This is a genomic window from Lachnobacterium bovis, assembly GCF_900111325.1.
Classification (GTDB): Bacteria; Bacillota; Clostridia; order Lachnospirales; family Lachnospiraceae; genus Roseburia; species Roseburia bovis_A.
This window is the reverse complement of sequence record NZ_FOGW01000010.1, coordinates 36,398-53,846: the sequence shown is the minus strand read 5'-3', so window position 1 is coordinate 53,846 and position 17,449 is coordinate 36,398. Positions and strand designations below refer to the sequence as shown.

Annotated in this window: 19 protein-coding genes; 3 read left to right on the top strand and 16 right to left on the bottom strand. The window is 28.7% G+C overall.

The genetic code is table 11. The features are described from left to right. Window positions 1-97 precede the first annotated feature (97 nt). The gene (locus BMY79_RS05430; protein ID WP_074730540.1) at window positions 98-1,516 is read left to right on the top strand and encodes a GGDEF domain-containing protein; all 1,419 of its coding nucleotides are present in this window, start codon (window positions 98-100) and stop codon (window positions 1,514-1,516) included. Window positions 1,517-1,677: 161 nt separating this feature from the next. On the opposite strand, the gene BMY79_RS05425 is transcribed toward BMY79_RS05430, so the two are convergent. The 12 genes from BMY79_RS05425 to BMY79_RS05370 all read right to left on the bottom strand — a co-directional run bounded on the left by BMY79_RS05425 (window position 1,678) and on the right by BMY79_RS05370 (window position 10,802). Next, on the bottom strand, window positions 1,678-2,382 hold the full coding sequence (locus tag BMY79_RS05425) for a hypothetical protein (RefSeq protein ID WP_074730539.1): 705 nt from the start codon (window positions 2,380-2,382) through the stop codon (window positions 1,678-1,680). Window positions 2,383-2,384: 2 nt separating this feature from the next. Then, entirely contained in the window at window positions 2,385-3,041 is a 657-nt protein-coding gene (locus BMY79_RS05420; RefSeq protein WP_074730538.1) for an ABC transporter ATP-binding protein, read from the bottom strand. Window positions 3,042-3,053: 12 nt separating this feature from the next. Beyond that, window positions 3,054-3,791: a DUF2705 family protein gene (locus tag BMY79_RS05415; protein ID WP_027422019.1), complete on the bottom strand. Its 738-nt coding sequence runs from the start codon at window positions 3,789-3,791 to the stop codon at window positions 3,054-3,056. Continuing rightward, complete coding sequence (locus BMY79_RS05410) at window positions 3,791-4,495, bottom strand: hypothetical protein (protein ID WP_074730537.1); 705 nt, start codon at window positions 4,493-4,495, stop codon at window positions 3,791-3,793. Before BMY79_RS05410 ends, BMY79_RS05415 begins: the two co-directional genes overlap by 1 nt. Then, window positions 4,482-5,306: a hypothetical protein gene (locus tag BMY79_RS05405; protein WP_074730536.1), complete on the bottom strand. Its 825-nt coding sequence runs from the start codon at window positions 5,304-5,306 to the stop codon at window positions 4,482-4,484. Before BMY79_RS05405 ends, BMY79_RS05410 begins: the two co-directional genes overlap by 14 nt. Window positions 5,307-5,374: 68 nt before the next feature. Beyond that, entirely contained in the window at window positions 5,375-5,773 is a 399-nt protein-coding gene (locus tag BMY79_RS05400) for a hypothetical protein (RefSeq protein ID WP_074730535.1), read from the bottom strand. 403 nt (window positions 5,774-6,176) lie between these two features. Then, window positions 6,177-7,037, bottom strand: coding sequence for a helix-turn-helix domain-containing protein (locus BMY79_RS05395; RefSeq protein WP_074730534.1), 861 nt, complete (start codon window positions 7,035-7,037; stop codon window positions 6,177-6,179). Continuing rightward, a complete protein-coding gene (locus BMY79_RS05390; protein ID WP_074718399.1) occupies window positions 7,024-7,770 on the bottom strand; it encodes a hypothetical protein in 747 nt (248 codons plus the stop codon). Before BMY79_RS05390 ends, BMY79_RS05395 begins: the two co-directional genes overlap by 14 nt. A 303-nt stretch (window positions 7,771-8,073) precedes the next feature. Continuing rightward, window positions 8,074-9,438: an ArsB/NhaD family transporter gene (locus BMY79_RS05385; RefSeq protein WP_074730533.1), complete on the bottom strand. Its 1,365-nt coding sequence runs from the start codon at window positions 9,436-9,438 to the stop codon at window positions 8,074-8,076. Window positions 9,439-9,495: 57 nt separating this feature from the next. After that, on the bottom strand, window positions 9,496-10,095 hold the full coding sequence (locus tag BMY79_RS05380) for a cytidylate kinase-like family protein (RefSeq protein WP_074730532.1): 600 nt from the start codon (window positions 10,093-10,095) through the stop codon (window positions 9,496-9,498). Between the two features lie 175 nt (window positions 10,096-10,270). Then, window positions 10,271-10,558 carry a hypothetical protein gene (locus tag BMY79_RS05375; protein WP_074730531.1) on the bottom strand — a complete coding sequence of 96 codons (288 nt, stop codon included), beginning with the start codon at window positions 10,556-10,558 and terminating at the stop codon, window positions 10,271-10,273. A gap of 34 nt (window positions 10,559-10,592) precedes the next feature. Beyond that, window positions 10,593-10,802, bottom strand: a complete 210-nt coding sequence (locus BMY79_RS05370; RefSeq protein ID WP_074730530.1) for a hypothetical protein — start codon at window positions 10,800-10,802, stop codon at window positions 10,593-10,595. Window positions 10,803-11,134: 332 nt separating this feature from the next. Between BMY79_RS05370 and BMY79_RS05365 the strand changes: the two genes are divergently transcribed. Continuing rightward, window positions 11,135-11,569 carry a hypothetical protein gene (locus BMY79_RS05365; RefSeq protein WP_022750030.1) on the top strand — a complete coding sequence of 145 codons (435 nt, stop codon included), beginning with the start codon at window positions 11,135-11,137 and terminating at the stop codon, window positions 11,567-11,569. Window positions 11,570-11,798: 229 nt separating this feature from the next. Further along, window positions 11,799-13,172, top strand: a complete 1,374-nt coding sequence (locus BMY79_RS05360; RefSeq protein ID WP_083383476.1) for a Na+/H+ antiporter NhaC family protein — start codon at window positions 11,799-11,801, stop codon at window positions 13,170-13,172. Window positions 13,173-13,276: 104 nt separating this feature from the next. Here BMY79_RS05360 and BMY79_RS05355 read toward each other — a convergent pair whose 3' ends face one another. The 4 genes from BMY79_RS05355 to BMY79_RS05340 all read right to left on the bottom strand — a co-directional run bounded on the left by BMY79_RS05355 (window position 13,277) and on the right by BMY79_RS05340 (window position 17,346). Continuing rightward, on the bottom strand, window positions 13,277-14,281 hold the full coding sequence (locus BMY79_RS05355) for a helix-turn-helix transcriptional regulator (protein WP_074730528.1): 1,005 nt from the start codon (window positions 14,279-14,281) through the stop codon (window positions 13,277-13,279). Window positions 14,282-14,351: 70 nt separating this feature from the next. Next, entirely contained in the window at window positions 14,352-14,816 is a 465-nt protein-coding gene (locus BMY79_RS05350; RefSeq protein WP_022750026.1) for a hypothetical protein, read from the bottom strand. A 223-nt stretch (window positions 14,817-15,039) separates the two neighbouring features. Next, window positions 15,040-16,308, bottom strand: coding sequence for a transglutaminase domain-containing protein (locus BMY79_RS05345; protein ID WP_143065818.1), 1,269 nt, complete (start codon window positions 16,306-16,308; stop codon window positions 15,040-15,042). Window positions 16,309-16,485: 177 nt separating this feature from the next. Further along, window positions 16,486-17,346, bottom strand: a complete 861-nt coding sequence (locus BMY79_RS05340) for a YihY/virulence factor BrkB family protein (protein WP_074730526.1) — start codon at window positions 17,344-17,346, stop codon at window positions 16,486-16,488. Window positions 17,347-17,449 lie beyond the last annotated feature (103 nt).

Below are 17,449 nucleotides of genomic sequence, written 5' to 3'. Positions count from 1 at the left end.
GTCTTTTTTTGTAGTTATTGCTTGTATAAATTGACACTTTTTTACTGAATATTACCTATCATAAACACAAAATAAAAAAAGGATTTGAGGTTATATTATGGAAGAAGAATTCAGTTTTCATACCCCAGAGGGTTTTATAAATTTTAACGAGATTTCTAAAATAGACGATCTCACTAAGCGCGCTTATTCTTATATAAAATTAGGCACAGATGCTCTTAATTGTGGGGAATTCACATTGTCGATTGACTCTTTCTTAGAAGCTTTAAATTGTTGTAAAGTTAATTCCTTGCCTTATCTTATAGCACAGGAAAGAATTGCCAAACAGTTGCAAGTTTTAGGTCATCCTGATGAATGCATAAAACTAAATAAACAAATTGAGGAAGTCTTTGTTCAAAAATGTAACGAGGCAAATGCCCCTTCAAAAGAATTAATTAATAATCGCATTACTAATTTGTGTTTAATGCTTGATTCGCTTGTCAGGGTCAAAGATTTAGACACTGCAAAAAATATATTAGATTTAATAATTGAACTTTCTCCTGATGAAAGTCTTTCTTTGTATGTCATAACTGCAAAAGTTCAATATTATGGTGGAATTCATGATAATGATAAAGAGCGTTATTATTTAGATTTATATATTACAAAAGTTAAAGAAACCTATATACATGATTCTCAACATTATCAAAAAATAAATGAAATGCTTACATTTTTACTCATGAGTAAGCATTTTGATAGAGCCAAAGAATTAATAGACCTTTTAGATGATGCAATTACACATTCTAATAATCAAAGTTGTAAACTTGTTTTTTTAACCAACAAAATTGCTTACGACAAAGAAATTGGTGATACCAAACAACTTAATGAAGATATCCTTCAATTTCATTTTTTTGTTAATCTCCAAATCAAAAATGGCATTTATGACGCTTATGAAAATACAAAATATCGCATAAATATGTCCAAAATAAGAAATGAACAAAAACGTATACATGCAGAAAATATTCGCCTCCAAAAAGAAGCTATGACGGATTCCTTAGTTAAACTACCAAATAGAGGCGCGCTAGATATAGAAGGTCACAAGCTATTTAAAAAAGCAAAAACGACTTCAACCAACTTTGCTGTTGAAATTCTTGACATCGATTACTTTAAGCAATTAAACGACACCTATGGTCATCAGTTCGGTGACAAGGCTTTAGTCGCACTTTCTAGGTGTTTAAAAAAGATTCAACATGATAACGTTTTTATTTCAAGATATGGTGGAGATGAATTTTGCATTTTGTATTTTAATTTATCAGCCGATAAAATAAAAAAATTTGCCAAATTAATAAATATAGAACTTAAGAAAATCAAAATTCCAAATAATAACTCAAAAGTTTCACCTTACCTAACGATTTCGCAAGGTATTTTTATTAAAGTTCCTAGTGAAAAAGATAATCTTTGGGATTTTATAAAAAAAGCCGATTCTGCGCTTTATGATATCAAAAAAACAAAACGCGGCTCAATAAAAATTCGTAAATTATGATATTTACACAAGCTTTACTCTCTTTACCTAGGTGCTAAGCAAAGTATGATATGTTTTAAATAGCCCATATGATATGCTACTTTCAACTATGTTTTTCACATGTATAAGAAGCTACCACATGGGCTTTTACTTTACTCAATCACATTTATCGTAATCATACGTTAATCCATATATTTTTGCGCGAAACTCTCACTCATTTTATTGTAATCATCAACTACATTCTTATCTGAAGTAAGTATAACTTGATCTTTTAAATCCCTATATTTATATTCCACATTATATATTTTTTTCTTACTCAATTTAACGACTTTTTGTTCTTTTGAGGCAGAATATACTGAATAATAATTCGTACTATACATATAAGTCTTCTTTTCTTCTTCTGATTTTTTGTAACCTTTTATAGTTTTTAGACTATTTAAGCATAAATAATATTCCTTGCCAGTGTCTAAATAATTATATTTGGCATTTGTCATAATACTATCATCTACCATAGATAAATTAATCATTTCATAAATATAAATATCATCACCTTTTTTAATATTCCTTCCATCTGATTTTATGATTTTCTCTACTTTTACTTTTGTTTTTATATCAGCATCTTCTATAATCTTTTCATCACTTATCTTAACCTTAACTATCAAATCTGATTTGTTAGCTACATCGTCTATTGTTTTCACATTAGAGTTTAATAATTCTTCATCAATATCTCCGCATGACATTCTAAACTCGTTAATATTCTTAACTTTTGATAATTCCTTTATATTTTTAAATCCAGTATAACTATTTCTAACAACTACACCTACTATCATCAAAAGAACTATTATAATAGCAATAATTCCAAAAAATCTTTTAGTTCCCCGTGCCATTACTATTCTCCTTTCGAATCATTCTCAACAACATCGACTATTTTTCCTGATTCCATTTTAATTTTCACATCAGAAAGAATATCAATATCTTCTTTGTTATGACTAGAAATAATTATTAAAGCGTCTCTTTTTACCTCTTCTTTTATTATTTTTCTAAACATTTCGACGCCTTCTTCATCCAACGCATTGGTAGGCTCATCTAAAACAAGTAACTTTGGTTTTTCCATAACAGCCTGAGCTATCGCTAACCTTTGTCTCATTCCTAGTGAATATTTTGATACAGTTCTTTTATCCTTGTCATCTAACCCTACCTTGTTAATCATTTCACGGATTTCTTGTTCGCCAATAATATTTTTTATTTCTGCAAGCAACTTTAGATTTTCATATCCTGTTGAGTATGGGAAAAAACCAGGATTTTCAATCATTGCCCCAACACTTTGTGGAAAATCAATATCCTTTCCAATTTCGTCTTCATCTATCATAATTTTTCCTGAGTCTAAATTTATCAATCCTAATATACTTCTCATAAGCATGGTCTTTCCTGAGCCATTTCGTCCGTATATTCCGTAGACTTTTCCACATTCAAACTCAAACGATACATTTTTTAAAACTTCATTACCTTTAATCTGTTTTTCTATATTTTCTACTTTAATCTTCATTTTTTTCTCCTACTACTCTAAAAGCTCATATTTCTTCAGTCTGTAAGCCGTCGCATAATACAATACAAAATTAATTACAATCATCAGCAAGATGCTGATAATATTTTCTTTCATAGAATTTAAGTAAACGTAATTACCTAAATTTAACGGAAACCATTTTGCAAAAATAATCCATTGTTTTCTTTCTTCATACAATGCTCCAACTATAACTAAAGGTGCCGTTGTTAATATTATATTTCCTAAATTGCAAACAACTTCTGATTTGAATAATACTAGCATATTTGAAATCATCGCTAACATAAATAACTGAAGTGTATTAATAATCAATAACACCACAAGATTAATTACAGATATTTCTTTACTCTCTCTAGGTGCTATAAAAAAAATCAGCATAATAAGCATAACAAATATTTCATACAAAAAAATACTGATAAATATCTTTACCATATTTTTTTTCAAACACAATTCTCGATTATTAGTCCTTAAAAAAATATATAAAAAATTGTCTTTTAACTCACTTATATATTTATTTACAACCCATGAAAGAAATAAAATTATAGGAATAACTTTAAACATCACAAGGATTATATTAGAACTGCATTCTACACTGATTGATCCAAATAAAAAGTGTATTATTCTATCATTTTTGAATGAATTTAAATCTGAAAATAAATATCCTGAAAAAAGGACATTCATAACTGCCAACAAAAAAATTCTACCCAAAAATTGCTTATTTATCTTCGTATTCATTATTCCTTATCTCTCCATAACAGATCTAATTTTTTAGTCAAATATGTAGTCCCCTTAAATAGCAAAAAAGTGACTATTAACATAATGACAATAGCTATTTCATGATATACCCATATATAACGATAATTAACAAAAAAATTTCCTGCATTTAAAAAAATCGATATATCACTTAATATAATTCTATCGATAATACTAAATGGAAGAATACATATCAAAATTATGGATATTATAGCTAAAATATCATTATTAAATTTAAGTTTTATTGCTATAATAACAAAACTCAATGCATAAAAAGCTACAATATATGAAATAATTGTAAATATAATATATATCACATCTATTATACTTCTATATTTTATGCATCCTACAAATGACAATATGCTATAAGGCACAAGCAATAATAGTATATATTTTATAGTCACAATAAGATTCTCTTTATAAATATTTGAAATCCACCTAGATCTATTTCCGTAATTTAATAACTTTGAAAAATACATATTATTTTTGATATTTATGCATATCAGAATAGCATATAAAGGCAATAAAACTGAACAAATCATCAATTGATTATATACTTGCATAAAAATAATACATGTCATTTTTTTTGAATTTCTTCTAATATATTTAAATTCTAAAATCAATAACATAACTTCAATGCAAACAGTTAATACCCATAATAAATTAGTTTTTTTAAATTTTCCCATAATATTTTGCCCCTATTTCTGTCATAAAAATTCCTGCTGCATATAATATCACCAGCAAAATAATGCCGTCACTTAAACTAGCAATATGTCCTTCTTCTAAAAGCAAAAAAATATTAATTGATTTTACTTTCAAAACTTGTCCTAATATAGATACCACCATTATTAAACCATATGAAAGTACCGAAACATGAGCGCCCTTCAATTTTCTTGTACATGGTAACATGCATAAACCATACGATAATAAAGCGAACCCTCCAGATAACAAACTGATAATTATCATATAAAATATGTTATATATATATGGATTTTGCACATACCAAAACCAAAATAAATAATTCGAATAATCAGTTTGCAGAAGCCTATATCTTGCGAAACCATATGAATTGCTACTATAATTCATTGGAAAAGCTATACAACATAGCACTTGATTAATTAATAATGCAGCAAAAACTGTTATTATAGTAATTAAAACAACCGCTGCTGCATTTCCTGTTATATATTTTCTTTTGTTCATCCTTAATAACGAAAAAAGTCCATTACCGTTTAAATCCGAGTTTTTTCTACATCCAGCACACATTGTTGTTGCAATCAATGGTATAACTGGTACAAACATCATTTTAGCCACTCTAGAACTTATTCCAATTATTAACGAATTTTCTGCTGAATTTCTAACCATAACATATGGAAACTTATAATTTACCATGCATGCTTGCAGAAAAGCAAGAATAACTAAAGCATACAATAATGCTACACTTATTTTAAATTCCCTTTGATTTATTTGATTTTTTATATGAAATTTTAAAGTTTTCATTTTTTAATACGCCTTTCAAAAGGTAGGCAACAATATGTCGCCTACCCAAACATTTTGTAACACATTTTTTATCTATAATTCACATCTCCTGCAACAAATGCATTCTCTTTCAAATAATAATGTGAATTTTCCATTCCTAAAACCACTTGTGTACCCTTTTTTGCATAACCACTTGTTGTAAATTGTATATTTACTGTACTACCCTTTTTTTGTTTATAATCAGCCGATATCTGTTTATGTGTTCTATTTGCAGCCCAAAATGTTACAGTATCTGTGTTTTCTAAATTATAAACATGGTTTGTAATATAGTTAGCACCTGTCTTTTTTGTATGTGCTGACGTATAATTATTTCCCTGTCTTGGTGGTAAAACGTATCCTGTATAACCTGCCGCCAAAACATTTGTTCCGCATAAAGCTGTTGTAATTGCTCCTGCTAAAATTAATTTTTTTAAACTCTTTCCTCTCATTTGATAACCCTCCTTATTTAATTAATATAATTTATTAAAACACTAAATAATAGAATTTACAATGACTTATTATGTACATTTTTGTTTTTTTTTAGTTTTCAAAAGGCATGTATATTACTCTTTTTAGAAGAGAATCATTATTCTAGTTTCTTAATTTTTTGACTTTGTACAATAAAAGATGCTGTTAGTATGTTTTAGTGGACACAAGAAGTGCGACACATTAAAATATTTAATAAAGAAAAGATGTGTTTCACAATGATCCACAATGGCAAACGATACTCTGAAGAGTTCAAACGACAAATCATAGATTTGTACTTGTCTGGCAAATCAGTTACAGAGCTCGCAGAAGGTGCGGCGTAGAGTTGCACTTTCGGTGTCCACTTTATTGACTTAAGCCCAAGAATTAACAATATTCTCTTTTTAAAAATTCTGCAATTTTCTCATAAAGTTTTCCTTTACACGTAAGAACTTCACTATTTTCTTTCCCCATTTCACAATATAACTTACCCAATTCAGCCATAAAATAATGCAAATAATCATCTCTATATATTTCATTACACATTGTAATCCCCTTACGCAAAACAGATTCACTCATTTCATATTCACGTAATTTTCTAAAAAGTTTTCCTCTCAAATGGAAACTCAAGCACATATTTCTTCTTTCATTTTGAAGGAATCCACACTTATAATAGTCATCCAAATCTATAATTAATTGCTTTGTGTTTTCATAATCTCTTAATTCATACATTATTCTAGCAAGATCATCTAATAAATATATTTCTATTTTCGAATGATATTTTACTTCGAGTTTTTTCCCAAAAAAATAATTTGGTGATGATAGCTGAATAATTTTTTCAAGTCTACTGGCGTACTCTTTAAGGTTTATTTCATTTGTCTCATATTCAATAAATGACTTACATCTTTCAATCATTTGTAACTCATCTATTGTAAATTCTGACTTCTTTGAAAATTCTTCCATATTTTTTTTTACATAATCTAAGTTTTCTAAATAAATACTATCATTTATTTTTTGGACTCTCATATTTATAAATTCATTCCCTCCATTTGGAATGTAAAACCGCCTTACGTCTTTTCCAAGTTTTCTCATAATTTCAAAAAATTTTGTATCTGACGGTATGACTTTTCCTGTTTCATATCTTGAAATTGTTTCAATTTCACAAATTCCATCAGCCAATTTTTTTTGAGATACTTTAACATAGTTTCTTTCTCTTTTTATAAATTCACTTTTATTATATTCCGGCATTTTCTATTTCCCTCATAACCTCGCATATTTCTATTTTTTTTAAAGATTGCTGATTTTCACTAAATTCAAGTTTGAATTTTTTTATATACATATCCAATTTTAGATAAAAAATATCTTTCTTCGAAATGCATCCTTGAATTTTTTTTAAATTCTTTATCACTTTTTTTTCATGATTTTTTTCAAATATATATTGGTATATTTCTATTAGATAATCTACACACATAATTACCTGATTTTTGGTAATCCTTTTTCTCTCAATTATACTTTCTAGCTTCTTTATAAGAGAATTAATATTGTTTTCTGATATTTTTGTCAAGTCAATACTATTGCTAATGTAGAGTATTATTATTTTTAATTCTACATCTGTGAATAATTCATTATCTAAATTTTTCCAGCACTCCTCTATCGTTTTTTCTTTAGAAATCTTAAATAAATCATTTAAGACATTGTTACTACATTCTTCAGCCCTATTTATTTTTTTTAATTCATTTAACTGTCTAACCAACCTACTTTCATAACAATATTTTTCATCTGCTCCATATATAATTTCAGTTTCAAGCGTATCTACTCCTAACCTTTGTAACAAAGCTATCCCAACCATCTTTGTTGGATAACATTCCAAATTTTCATACTTTGCTAGCATTCTTCTATCACAAATACCCTTTGCTATTTTAGCAAAACTAACAGATTGTTCTTTTCTAGCTTGTCTTATTATTTCACCTAAATTGTCCATCACCGATGTCCTCCTTTTTAGTTCAGCCAATTTTTCAAAGTTATATTTTTAACACATTGCCACCAATATCTTAGTGTAACTCGTTATTTATACTACCCTATAACAAAAATTATTTCAAGATACTACTAATTAGATATATACACTATAAAAAAACATCCTTTCAGCTACTTTTTGTTATGACTCCCTTCCCCATTTAATGGTGTGCTAAACTGAGGAAAGGAAGTCAAAAAATGATTTACACTATATTAGTATCAGCTAACTATCAATAGGCTGAATAACTCAAAGCATTATGTCAAGTCTTCTTTATAAACAATATCTAATAATAATCATTCCCATGGAAATAAACATTACAATTACAGTTGCCGGAATAGAGGTTTTACAATACTTTCCCCACGTAATTATATAACCGTTTTTTATAGCTACAGATGTTCCAACTACATTAGCTGATGCACCAATAGGAGTGGCTGAGCCTCCAACATCTGTTCCTAAAGCTAATGCCCACACGAGAACTGCCAAATCCACCCCGGATGCGACTGCTAATGAACGAATAACTGGGAGCATTGTTGCCGCAAAAGGAATATTATCTACAACTGCACTAGCAATTCCTGACACCCAAATTATTATAGCCACAATAACTATAGTATTTCCTCCACTAACCTCTTCTATCTGTTTTGCCAGCAACTTTAATAATCCTGTTTCCTCTAAACCACTTACTACAACGAATAATCCTATGAAAAATAACAGTGTTTTATAATCTATTTTTTTTAAAACATCTAATGAATCTTTCAAATCTGTTATTAATGTTAATATTGCTATAAAAACTCCTATAAAACCAACTGTTACTCCTGTACGTTCATGTGTAATCAATAAAATAACTGCTAGTAAAAAAATTACACAACTTACCAAAAAATCTTTTTGGGAATTAATTACTTCTTTCGCCTCTGGCATTGCTTCGATATCTTCCTGCGTAACCTGTTCATTAACAAGTTCCTTACGATAAACTAGTAAAAAATAAATTACTATCGCAACTAAACTCATAAGTGCAATTACTCCGGTATTTTTTATAAAATCTTTAAATGAATAATGCAATGTTGTTCCTATAATTATGTTAGGTGGATCACCACACATAGTAGCTGAGCCACCTAGATTTGCACAAAATATTTCCGATAAAATCATAGGAACTGGATCTAATTTTAACAATTGTGCAAGTTCAACCGTTACAGCCGCCAAAAATAAAATAACTGTAATACTATCTATAAACATTGCTAAGCCAAAAGACATAATCATGAAAGACACCATAAGTGAAATTGGTTTATATTTTACTAGTTTTGCAATTTTCATGCATAACCATTTAAAAAAACCTGATTTTCCCATTTTTTCAACCATTATCATCATTCCTGTAATGAATATAATAGTTTCCCAATTAATTCCAGACATTTTCGATTCCGACCCTTTTTTAGAAAACCAAAAACTCACTTCATTGAAATGTTGTATATTTAATGCACGCATAATCGCAGACGGACTTCTCATACATATTCCAAATGTTACTATTATTGTTAATAGAGCTGCAAAAAGAGTAACATACTGTCTTTCTATTTTGTCAAAAATAATAAAGATAAACATACAAACAAAAATGATAAGTGCCATAACTTGTTCTATTGTTAACATATCTTGTCCCCTCTTAATCTTTTTTATTTACTTTTTTTCTACTTAATCTCTATTTTTCTACTTATCTTCATTTCTCATTTTTATGTAATTTTCTATAACTTCTGCTGTTTTTTGAATTCCTAAGTAACTAGAATTTAAACAAATATCATAACCCTTAGCATCTCCCCATTTTTCAATAGAATATTTATTGTGATAACGTGCTCTACTTTGGTCATGTCTTTTTATTTTGCTATCAGCTTCTTTCTCATCTAAGTTGTATTTTTTCATAATCCTATCTAATTTATTTTTTTGATTTCCTATAATGAACACTTTTATCGCATTTTCATTATCATATAAAACAGATTCGGCGCAGCGTCCTATAATCACAAAGGATTCCCCGGATAATGCTTTTTCCTTAATAAAATCAAATTGCATCTGTGCTAAATTTTCTTCAAGTGAATTAGTATGTCCTCTTACTCTTCTACTAAATAATATATTAGCCGGCTTTTCTTCATATTGTTTCAATACTTCTTGTGTTTTTTCTTTTCCCGCAAACATTGTCTCTAAAATGTTCCTGTCATAAAATGTAATGTGAAATCTTTCTGCTAGTATTTTACCAATCTCATGACCTCCACTACCAAACTCTCTAGCTATCGTAATGATTAATTGTTTCTCCATAAATACACCCTCTCCCTATTATTCTCGTAAGAATTATCCTTTATTAAAATTTTTCATTATCTATATTATATATTTTAACTCTTTTATACATTTTTTGCGATTATTTCTATTTTTTTTTAGTACTTTATAACAAAAAAAATTCTGGTCCAGTGGACCAGAAGTCATATAATCATTTTCAAAAAAAATCCTCTACATTTCTTCCATTTATCGAACACAATACAACCTCATCCCATCGAGATTTTATGGATTTGCCATCAAATACTTTTGCCTCAAACATCTCTTTGGCAGTTGTAAATTCACAACCATCTTCTATATCACAATATCCAATCCAATATGGCTTATCATATTTGGGTATAAATCCAAGATAATGCTCTTTATGTTTTGGATCGGTTTTAAAGTAAAATACAGTCTCATCACAATCGTCGCCTTTTTCAAAAATCTTTAATAGTTCATCGTATGTCATATATAGTTCTCCATCTGTTTCTACATTTATTTGATTACAAGCACATCTCTTTACTAACAGACGTAGCTATCATCTCAACATTTTTTAATGCTGACTTGATTGCAGAGTCTTCAACTTTTGTTATCTTGAATACGCTCATATCTTCACTGATACCAAAATAATCAACCCATTCCATTTCCTTTTCGCATTCCCAGAAAGTTTTTCCATCAAATATTGGTTCTTTTAGAAAAGCATCCTCTGGCATCTGTATCTTCTACTTGTAACAGGACTCTGTAGTGCGTCCATGACAGCAACTTAGATTGTGGACTCACTGAGTCCACAATCTGAGGATACTTCTGATAGAACTTTTATCTGTACGTTCACCACTTAATTCCTCTTCCACTATTCTTTTTTATTATATTCCTTACGAGAAATAGTTTCAATAAAAATCATAGCTTCTAATCAATAACAACCCCGCCCCAGTGCGTCAATCTACAGAATCATTTTTTATAATTTCTTACATAATTTGATGATTTATTAAATAAATTGATATATAATAAAATTGGAGTTATTAATTAGTCACAGAAGGGAGAAACAATGGCAGCAACAATTATCTATTTTACTATTTACACTTTTTGTACTTTGATATTCGTTTTGATTGGTGTCGCATCATATCATTCCGTCGACCCAGTCGCTATCAATTCTAATGAAATACCACCTAAAAAAGACGAATTACTTGACGTTTCTAAATGGAACCATGCACATGGTTGGCTTTGGATATCTTTTTCTATTATGTTTTTCTTAACAGGAATAATCTTCAAATTCACTATTACACATTATTCTAACGAAGCTATTCAGGTTTGCATATATATGCTGCTTGTTGGCTTAGAAATAGCATGGATAGAAATTAGACACAAAATGCTAAAAAGGAAATTGATAATAAAGAATACTTTAAGCACTTCCGAAAAAAATCTTTCAGCAACAAATATTACTAATAATTATAACGATAGTAATAATAAAAGTGATAATTAGCATTCTTCAAAAATAATAGACAACCCCGTTAAAAAAGTCCAGGTAACAGTTTATTTTGTTATCTGGAATTTTTTCTAATTAGCTATTTTAAATAAAAAAATACCCTCTGAAAAAAATATTTTTTAGTTGTGAAATAGCAATTATTTTGATAAAATAGAAGGGCACTTTTGATGCTTTAAATAAATAAATCAATAAACTATTATCACATATTTTTAAGGAGAAAGATTTAATGATTACTAAAAACAAAAGAAACGCAAATCCATGGGCTTTATTGCCAATTGCCGTTTTTTTATTTTTATATTTAGGAAATGGAATATATTTCGAATACATTAATCCAATAAAGGGACAAATGGGCTTTTATGTAGTTTCGGTTGTACTAGCATTTAGTATATCTTTAGCTGTTGCTTTTGCCCAAAACCGTAAATATTCCTTTGAAGACAAAATTCATATTTGTGCTATGGGTGTTGCTGATGACAATATCATCACTATGTTATTTATCTTTATTCTAGCTGGTGCATTTAGCGGAATTGCATCTGCAGCTGGTGGAGCAACTAGTACAGCCAATATGTTACTTAATGTAATCCCAAATAATTTTGAAGTTCCTGGACTTTTTTTTATTGCTTGTTTAATCTCTATGGCTATGGGAACAAGCGTAGGATCAATTACTGTTTTAGTTCCAATAGCAGTTGCTATAGCAGCTAATGGTTCATCGTCCCTCGCATTATATGTAGGAGCGGTCATTGGTGGATCAATGTTTGGCGATAATTTATCCTTTATATCTGACACAACAATAGCAGCCACCAAAACACAGGGTGTCGCTATGAAAGATAAATTCAAAACAAATATTAAAATTGCTCTTCCTGCTGCAACTATCACTTTTTTTATTCTAGTTATTTATTCCTTTATGAATAAAAGCAATCTAGCTGGAAACTTTAAATTTAATATTTGGCAAGCCTTACCATATTTTATTGTGTTATTACTATCTATTATTGGAATGAATGTATTTGTGGTTCTAAGTATTGGTATCCTTCTATTTGGTTTAGTTGGTGTATTAACTGGATCTTTAAATTATGTTATTGCTCTTTCATCTATTGGAAATGGTATCTCAAACATGTTTGAAACTATGATTGTTACAATATTAGTTGCTTCTGTAACAGCACTAATTCGTAATAATGGTGGATTCGATGCAATTCTTAATTTTATTAAAAAAAGAGCAAAATCTAAAATAGGTGGAATGTTTGGAATTTCTTTTTTAACTGCTTTTATGGATATCGCTACAGCCAACAATACTGTTGCTATTGTAGTATCAGCGCCCATCGCTAAGGAAATTGGAGAAGAGTACGGAGTTGAATCTACGAAGGTAGCCTCTCTTTTAGATGTGAGCTCTTGCATTATGCAAGGAATAATCCCATACGGAGCGCAATTACTAGTTGCATCTAGCATTGCTAAAATTCCAAGTTTTTATTTTATACCATATTTGATTTACCCTTTTGTATTGATAATATTCGTTATTTTTTCCATTATATTTGATGGAAAAAAATTTAGAAACACTACACAAATAAAACAATCTAGACACAATCAAATATTAGATACAGATATGTAAAAAAGACTCAACATAATCATTTAAATATACCGGCCTTTAAGCGTTGGATCTGAGGTCTAACGCTTAGAAACGTTACATAATCATGATATGTTGAGTCTTTATTTTTAATAATTATTTAATTGTTCTAACAAATATTCTCTATATTTATCTCTTACATGTGAAGGGCTTACTATTTTAGCGCTCATTCCAATTATAAAAAACCAGCCAAAAAATGTGTTAGCTACACCCACATTCATAAGTGTTGTGCCATACCATCCGTCACCTTTATCAATTATTCTAATATCTGTTCCGAACCGATCAATTATGACACCTAACACATCTTCCTTAAACTCAATTTTTACATTTTCTTTTTTGGCAGCATACATATCAAAATTTGAATTAACACATCCAACGATATCATATGTATCCGTTTTATTTGCTCCAGTCATTTTCTCATCTTCTACGAGTTCAATATCCTTCATCTTATCAACCCTAAAAAACTTTTCTTTTTTGATTTTTTCATCTATACCAATAAAATAATAATTTTCATCGTTATATACTAACGCCCTTGGTGATATTGAATAAACAAAATTCTCATGTCTTTCTTTAAGTTGTATTTTATTATCCTCGTAACCCCATTTATAATACTTAAATCTGACTATTTTTTTCTTTGTAATAGCCTCATTTAATGTATCAATAACTTCTAAAACAACATGGTTCTTAGTCTTAATACGTCCTCTTAAACGCACCTGATGTTTCAGACCATCACTCTCATACTTACTTGAAAACAATGCTAGTTTTTTAATAAGCATTTCTGATGTATCTTCTGGTATGAACTTAAAAGCTTGGCTTGCATCAACTAAAATCTTAAGCTGAGAAATCGAAAAAATCTTATCACTTATATAATAATATGTATTAACACCTTTTTTTTTCTTTTTAATTTTGAATCCACCAAGCTTATTAAGTTCCCTGATATCGGCATAAACCGTTTTACGTTCAACTATTATTTCATATGATTCAAGTTTAGCAATTATCTCGGGAGTCGTTATCATATGACTCTCATCTGTATACCTCCAAAAAATTTCTAGTAATCTAAATAGTTTAAGTTTCTGGTTTTCACTTTTGGGCATCTGTACACTCCTTCTAATTAATTCGCTTTATCCAAAATATTCCCTTGTTACGCCTTCTAGTATACTCTTTCTAAAATTTATTGTCATCATTATGATTTACTTCTTGATCAATTGTTTTATAATAATTTTCATTTCTTTTTGCATCAAATAAATCAACATTCATATTTAAATCATCTGAAATCTGACGTTTATTTTTTAAAAGTGATACTATTGCCATTAATGCATTGATAAAGCACCATATTCCCCAAACAATGAGATCTTTGAACATTCCAGTAGCGCCTCCAAATGCCATTAATGCTGCCATACCAAACATAATAATTAACGCGATGTTGCCACCTTTTCCTTTTGATTTTCTAGTTGCAATAGATACTATACCTCCCGCAAGCATAAGTACTGCAACCAAAATTCCAGCTCCGCCTCCTGCATCTTTACCATCACCGAGTGAATTTGCTATACCTGCTGCACATGATTGAAATGCAACGATAACAAATAAAATAATTGATAAAATACCACTTACTAATTTCCATGTTTTCATAATAGAATACCTCCTTAAAAAATATAATATGCTTTAATTTAGCCCTTGGTAACTTTTTCTAATACTTATCTTGGACTTTCTAAACACATTATATTTTATTATGTGTCCAAAAAAGTGGATTTCAATCATTATTTTTTTAAAAAAACAAAAAGATTTTTTTAAGATTTTATATCTATACAATAAATAAATTCAAAACTTTTTTGTATTATTGAATTTTAGATTATTATGATGCATATCTTTCGTAGTATTCACTTGCACCCTGACGCTTCTCATTTACTCCAACTTCAGCATAATGTTGATAGTATAGAGGTAAATTATTTACAAATTTTACTCTTAAATCATCATTATTATTCATATAGAAATTCACATCAAAAGTTGCACTTGCTCTTCTTCCTTCTTCCATTCCTTCATCCATAAAATGATCTAAATAAGAGCCATCGTAATATCCTAATTTTTCCTGCAAATCCCAATTATTGTTTCTATAATATGAAATATCAAAGATAACATCTAAATAGTTTTCATTTGATGTTGGAGCCTTTACTCTACCATTCCATACTGAATATAATTCATGAGCCGTATTATTTTCTTTTGTTTTAGCATCACTTACTAAAAAGAAATCAATTCCCATTATGTTAGATGAATCGTCATCATCCCATGTAGCATCAACATTATACCATTTATTTCCAATTTTTACTCGTGACCATTCATGTCCTGATCCAGTAACACAAACAGATTCATTTCCTATAGCATTACAAATCATTGTAAATGTTTTTGAATAACCTGCACATACGGTTTTTCCCTCAAGTACTGCACTTACAACACTTTGATCAATCTCACCACTTTTATAGAGAGTTTGCTTATCTAAAATGTTTTCTAAAGTTCTTAGTTTTTGCATCGTTGTTTTTTTCTTGTTTACTGTTTTTATCCAATTTTCAACTTTACTTTTTAATTGATTAGCAACCGAAATTCTATTTTTTCCAGAAATATATCTTGGATAAATTGTTAACGAAAAGAACTTTTCATTATCTGAAGTCGTTCCATACCAATACTGAGTACTTAAGAAAAAAAATTGTGGATTCTCTGCCTCAAAAACATTAAAAACTTCATCTAAATCAGCCGGTGTCACTTTCTTATTGTATATGATTTTGCCAATTACAGGAGTTCCTTGAACTGTATCATTGCAATTAATATCAGAATTGCTCAATAATTCCATACATCTATTATATAATTTGTTATATAAATCTTTCTCTTCGGAGGTTAACTGATTGTAATAATATCTTGCACTATATTTTTTCCAATTATAACTTGCAGTATAAGCTCTCTTTTTAATTATTTTTTCACCGCAAATCAAATCTCCCTTGTTACTTTTTTCAGCAACTTTTTCTTTTACTTCATGTCCTTCAATTTTTTTAAGTCCTGTCTTCTTAGTTTTATTTAGATTCTTCGCATACAATGTACTAGGATTAAATAGCAAGCACATGCAAAATAACATAAATCCTCCTAAAACAAATTTGTGTAACTTAAAATTTTTAATTTTTTTCATCATTCTAGTCCTTTCTCAAGTCAATTATTATGTAGTCAGTTAATAATATAACACATCGTTAAGATAATTTAAATAAAAAATATAGATAAATTTTCTAAAATATAATTTGAACATAGATTACTAATATTACTTATACTGTTTTTTATTGTTTATTATTCCTCCAATAAAGAAAATGCAAATACTTCCATATAACCAAATCATAACTATTGCAATAGTATTAAGACTTCCATAAAGTGAGAATCCTCCAAATTTTTCAACATATATAGATAACAATATTGAAAAAATTTCCCAACCTAATGTACAAAAAATTCCACCTCTTAATTGTTTTACCCATTTTACTTTTTTATTTGGTAAAAAAGTGTATAGACTTGTAAAAAATATAATCAACAAAACAATTGTAACAACACTCGCATTTTCTGCTATCATATGAATTTCTCTTATAAATTCAATATCATTTGGAAACCATTTTATTATTGTTTTAATTTTTCCATTAAAAAAGGATAACGTTGCCAAAAATAATATCACAACTGTAAAAACAAAAGTATATATTGCGCCTTCTATTCTAAGCGCCAACCAATTTCTTTCTTCTTTTACCCCATATATCCTGTTTAGGCCTTTTATCATACATTTTATTCCATTACCTGCTGACCAAAGTGCTAGTAATCCATAAATTGGAAGAATTTGACCGTTTTTCTCTAATATTTCATGCAAAATATTTTTCACATTTATAGCAATATAATCCGGAAATGTTTCATCAATTAAGATAAATATTTCTCTGTTAAAGAAACTAACATATTTTAAAATAGAACTTATAAACAACAATGCAGGTGCAAATGAAAGTACAATAAAAAAAGAAGTCTCTGCAGCATATGATGGGACTCCATAAGATGAAATACTTTTTATTATTTTTAAAATATCTTCACCTATACTTTTGAAATTATTTATTCTAAATATTTTATTGTTAAATTTCTTTTCTATTTTTTTCATATTATCCCCCAAATACACTCATACATTGGTATAATTCGGATATCTGTTCTTTAATCTTTATAAAAACATACTACAATTACTAATTCTCCATTTTTTTCAAGTT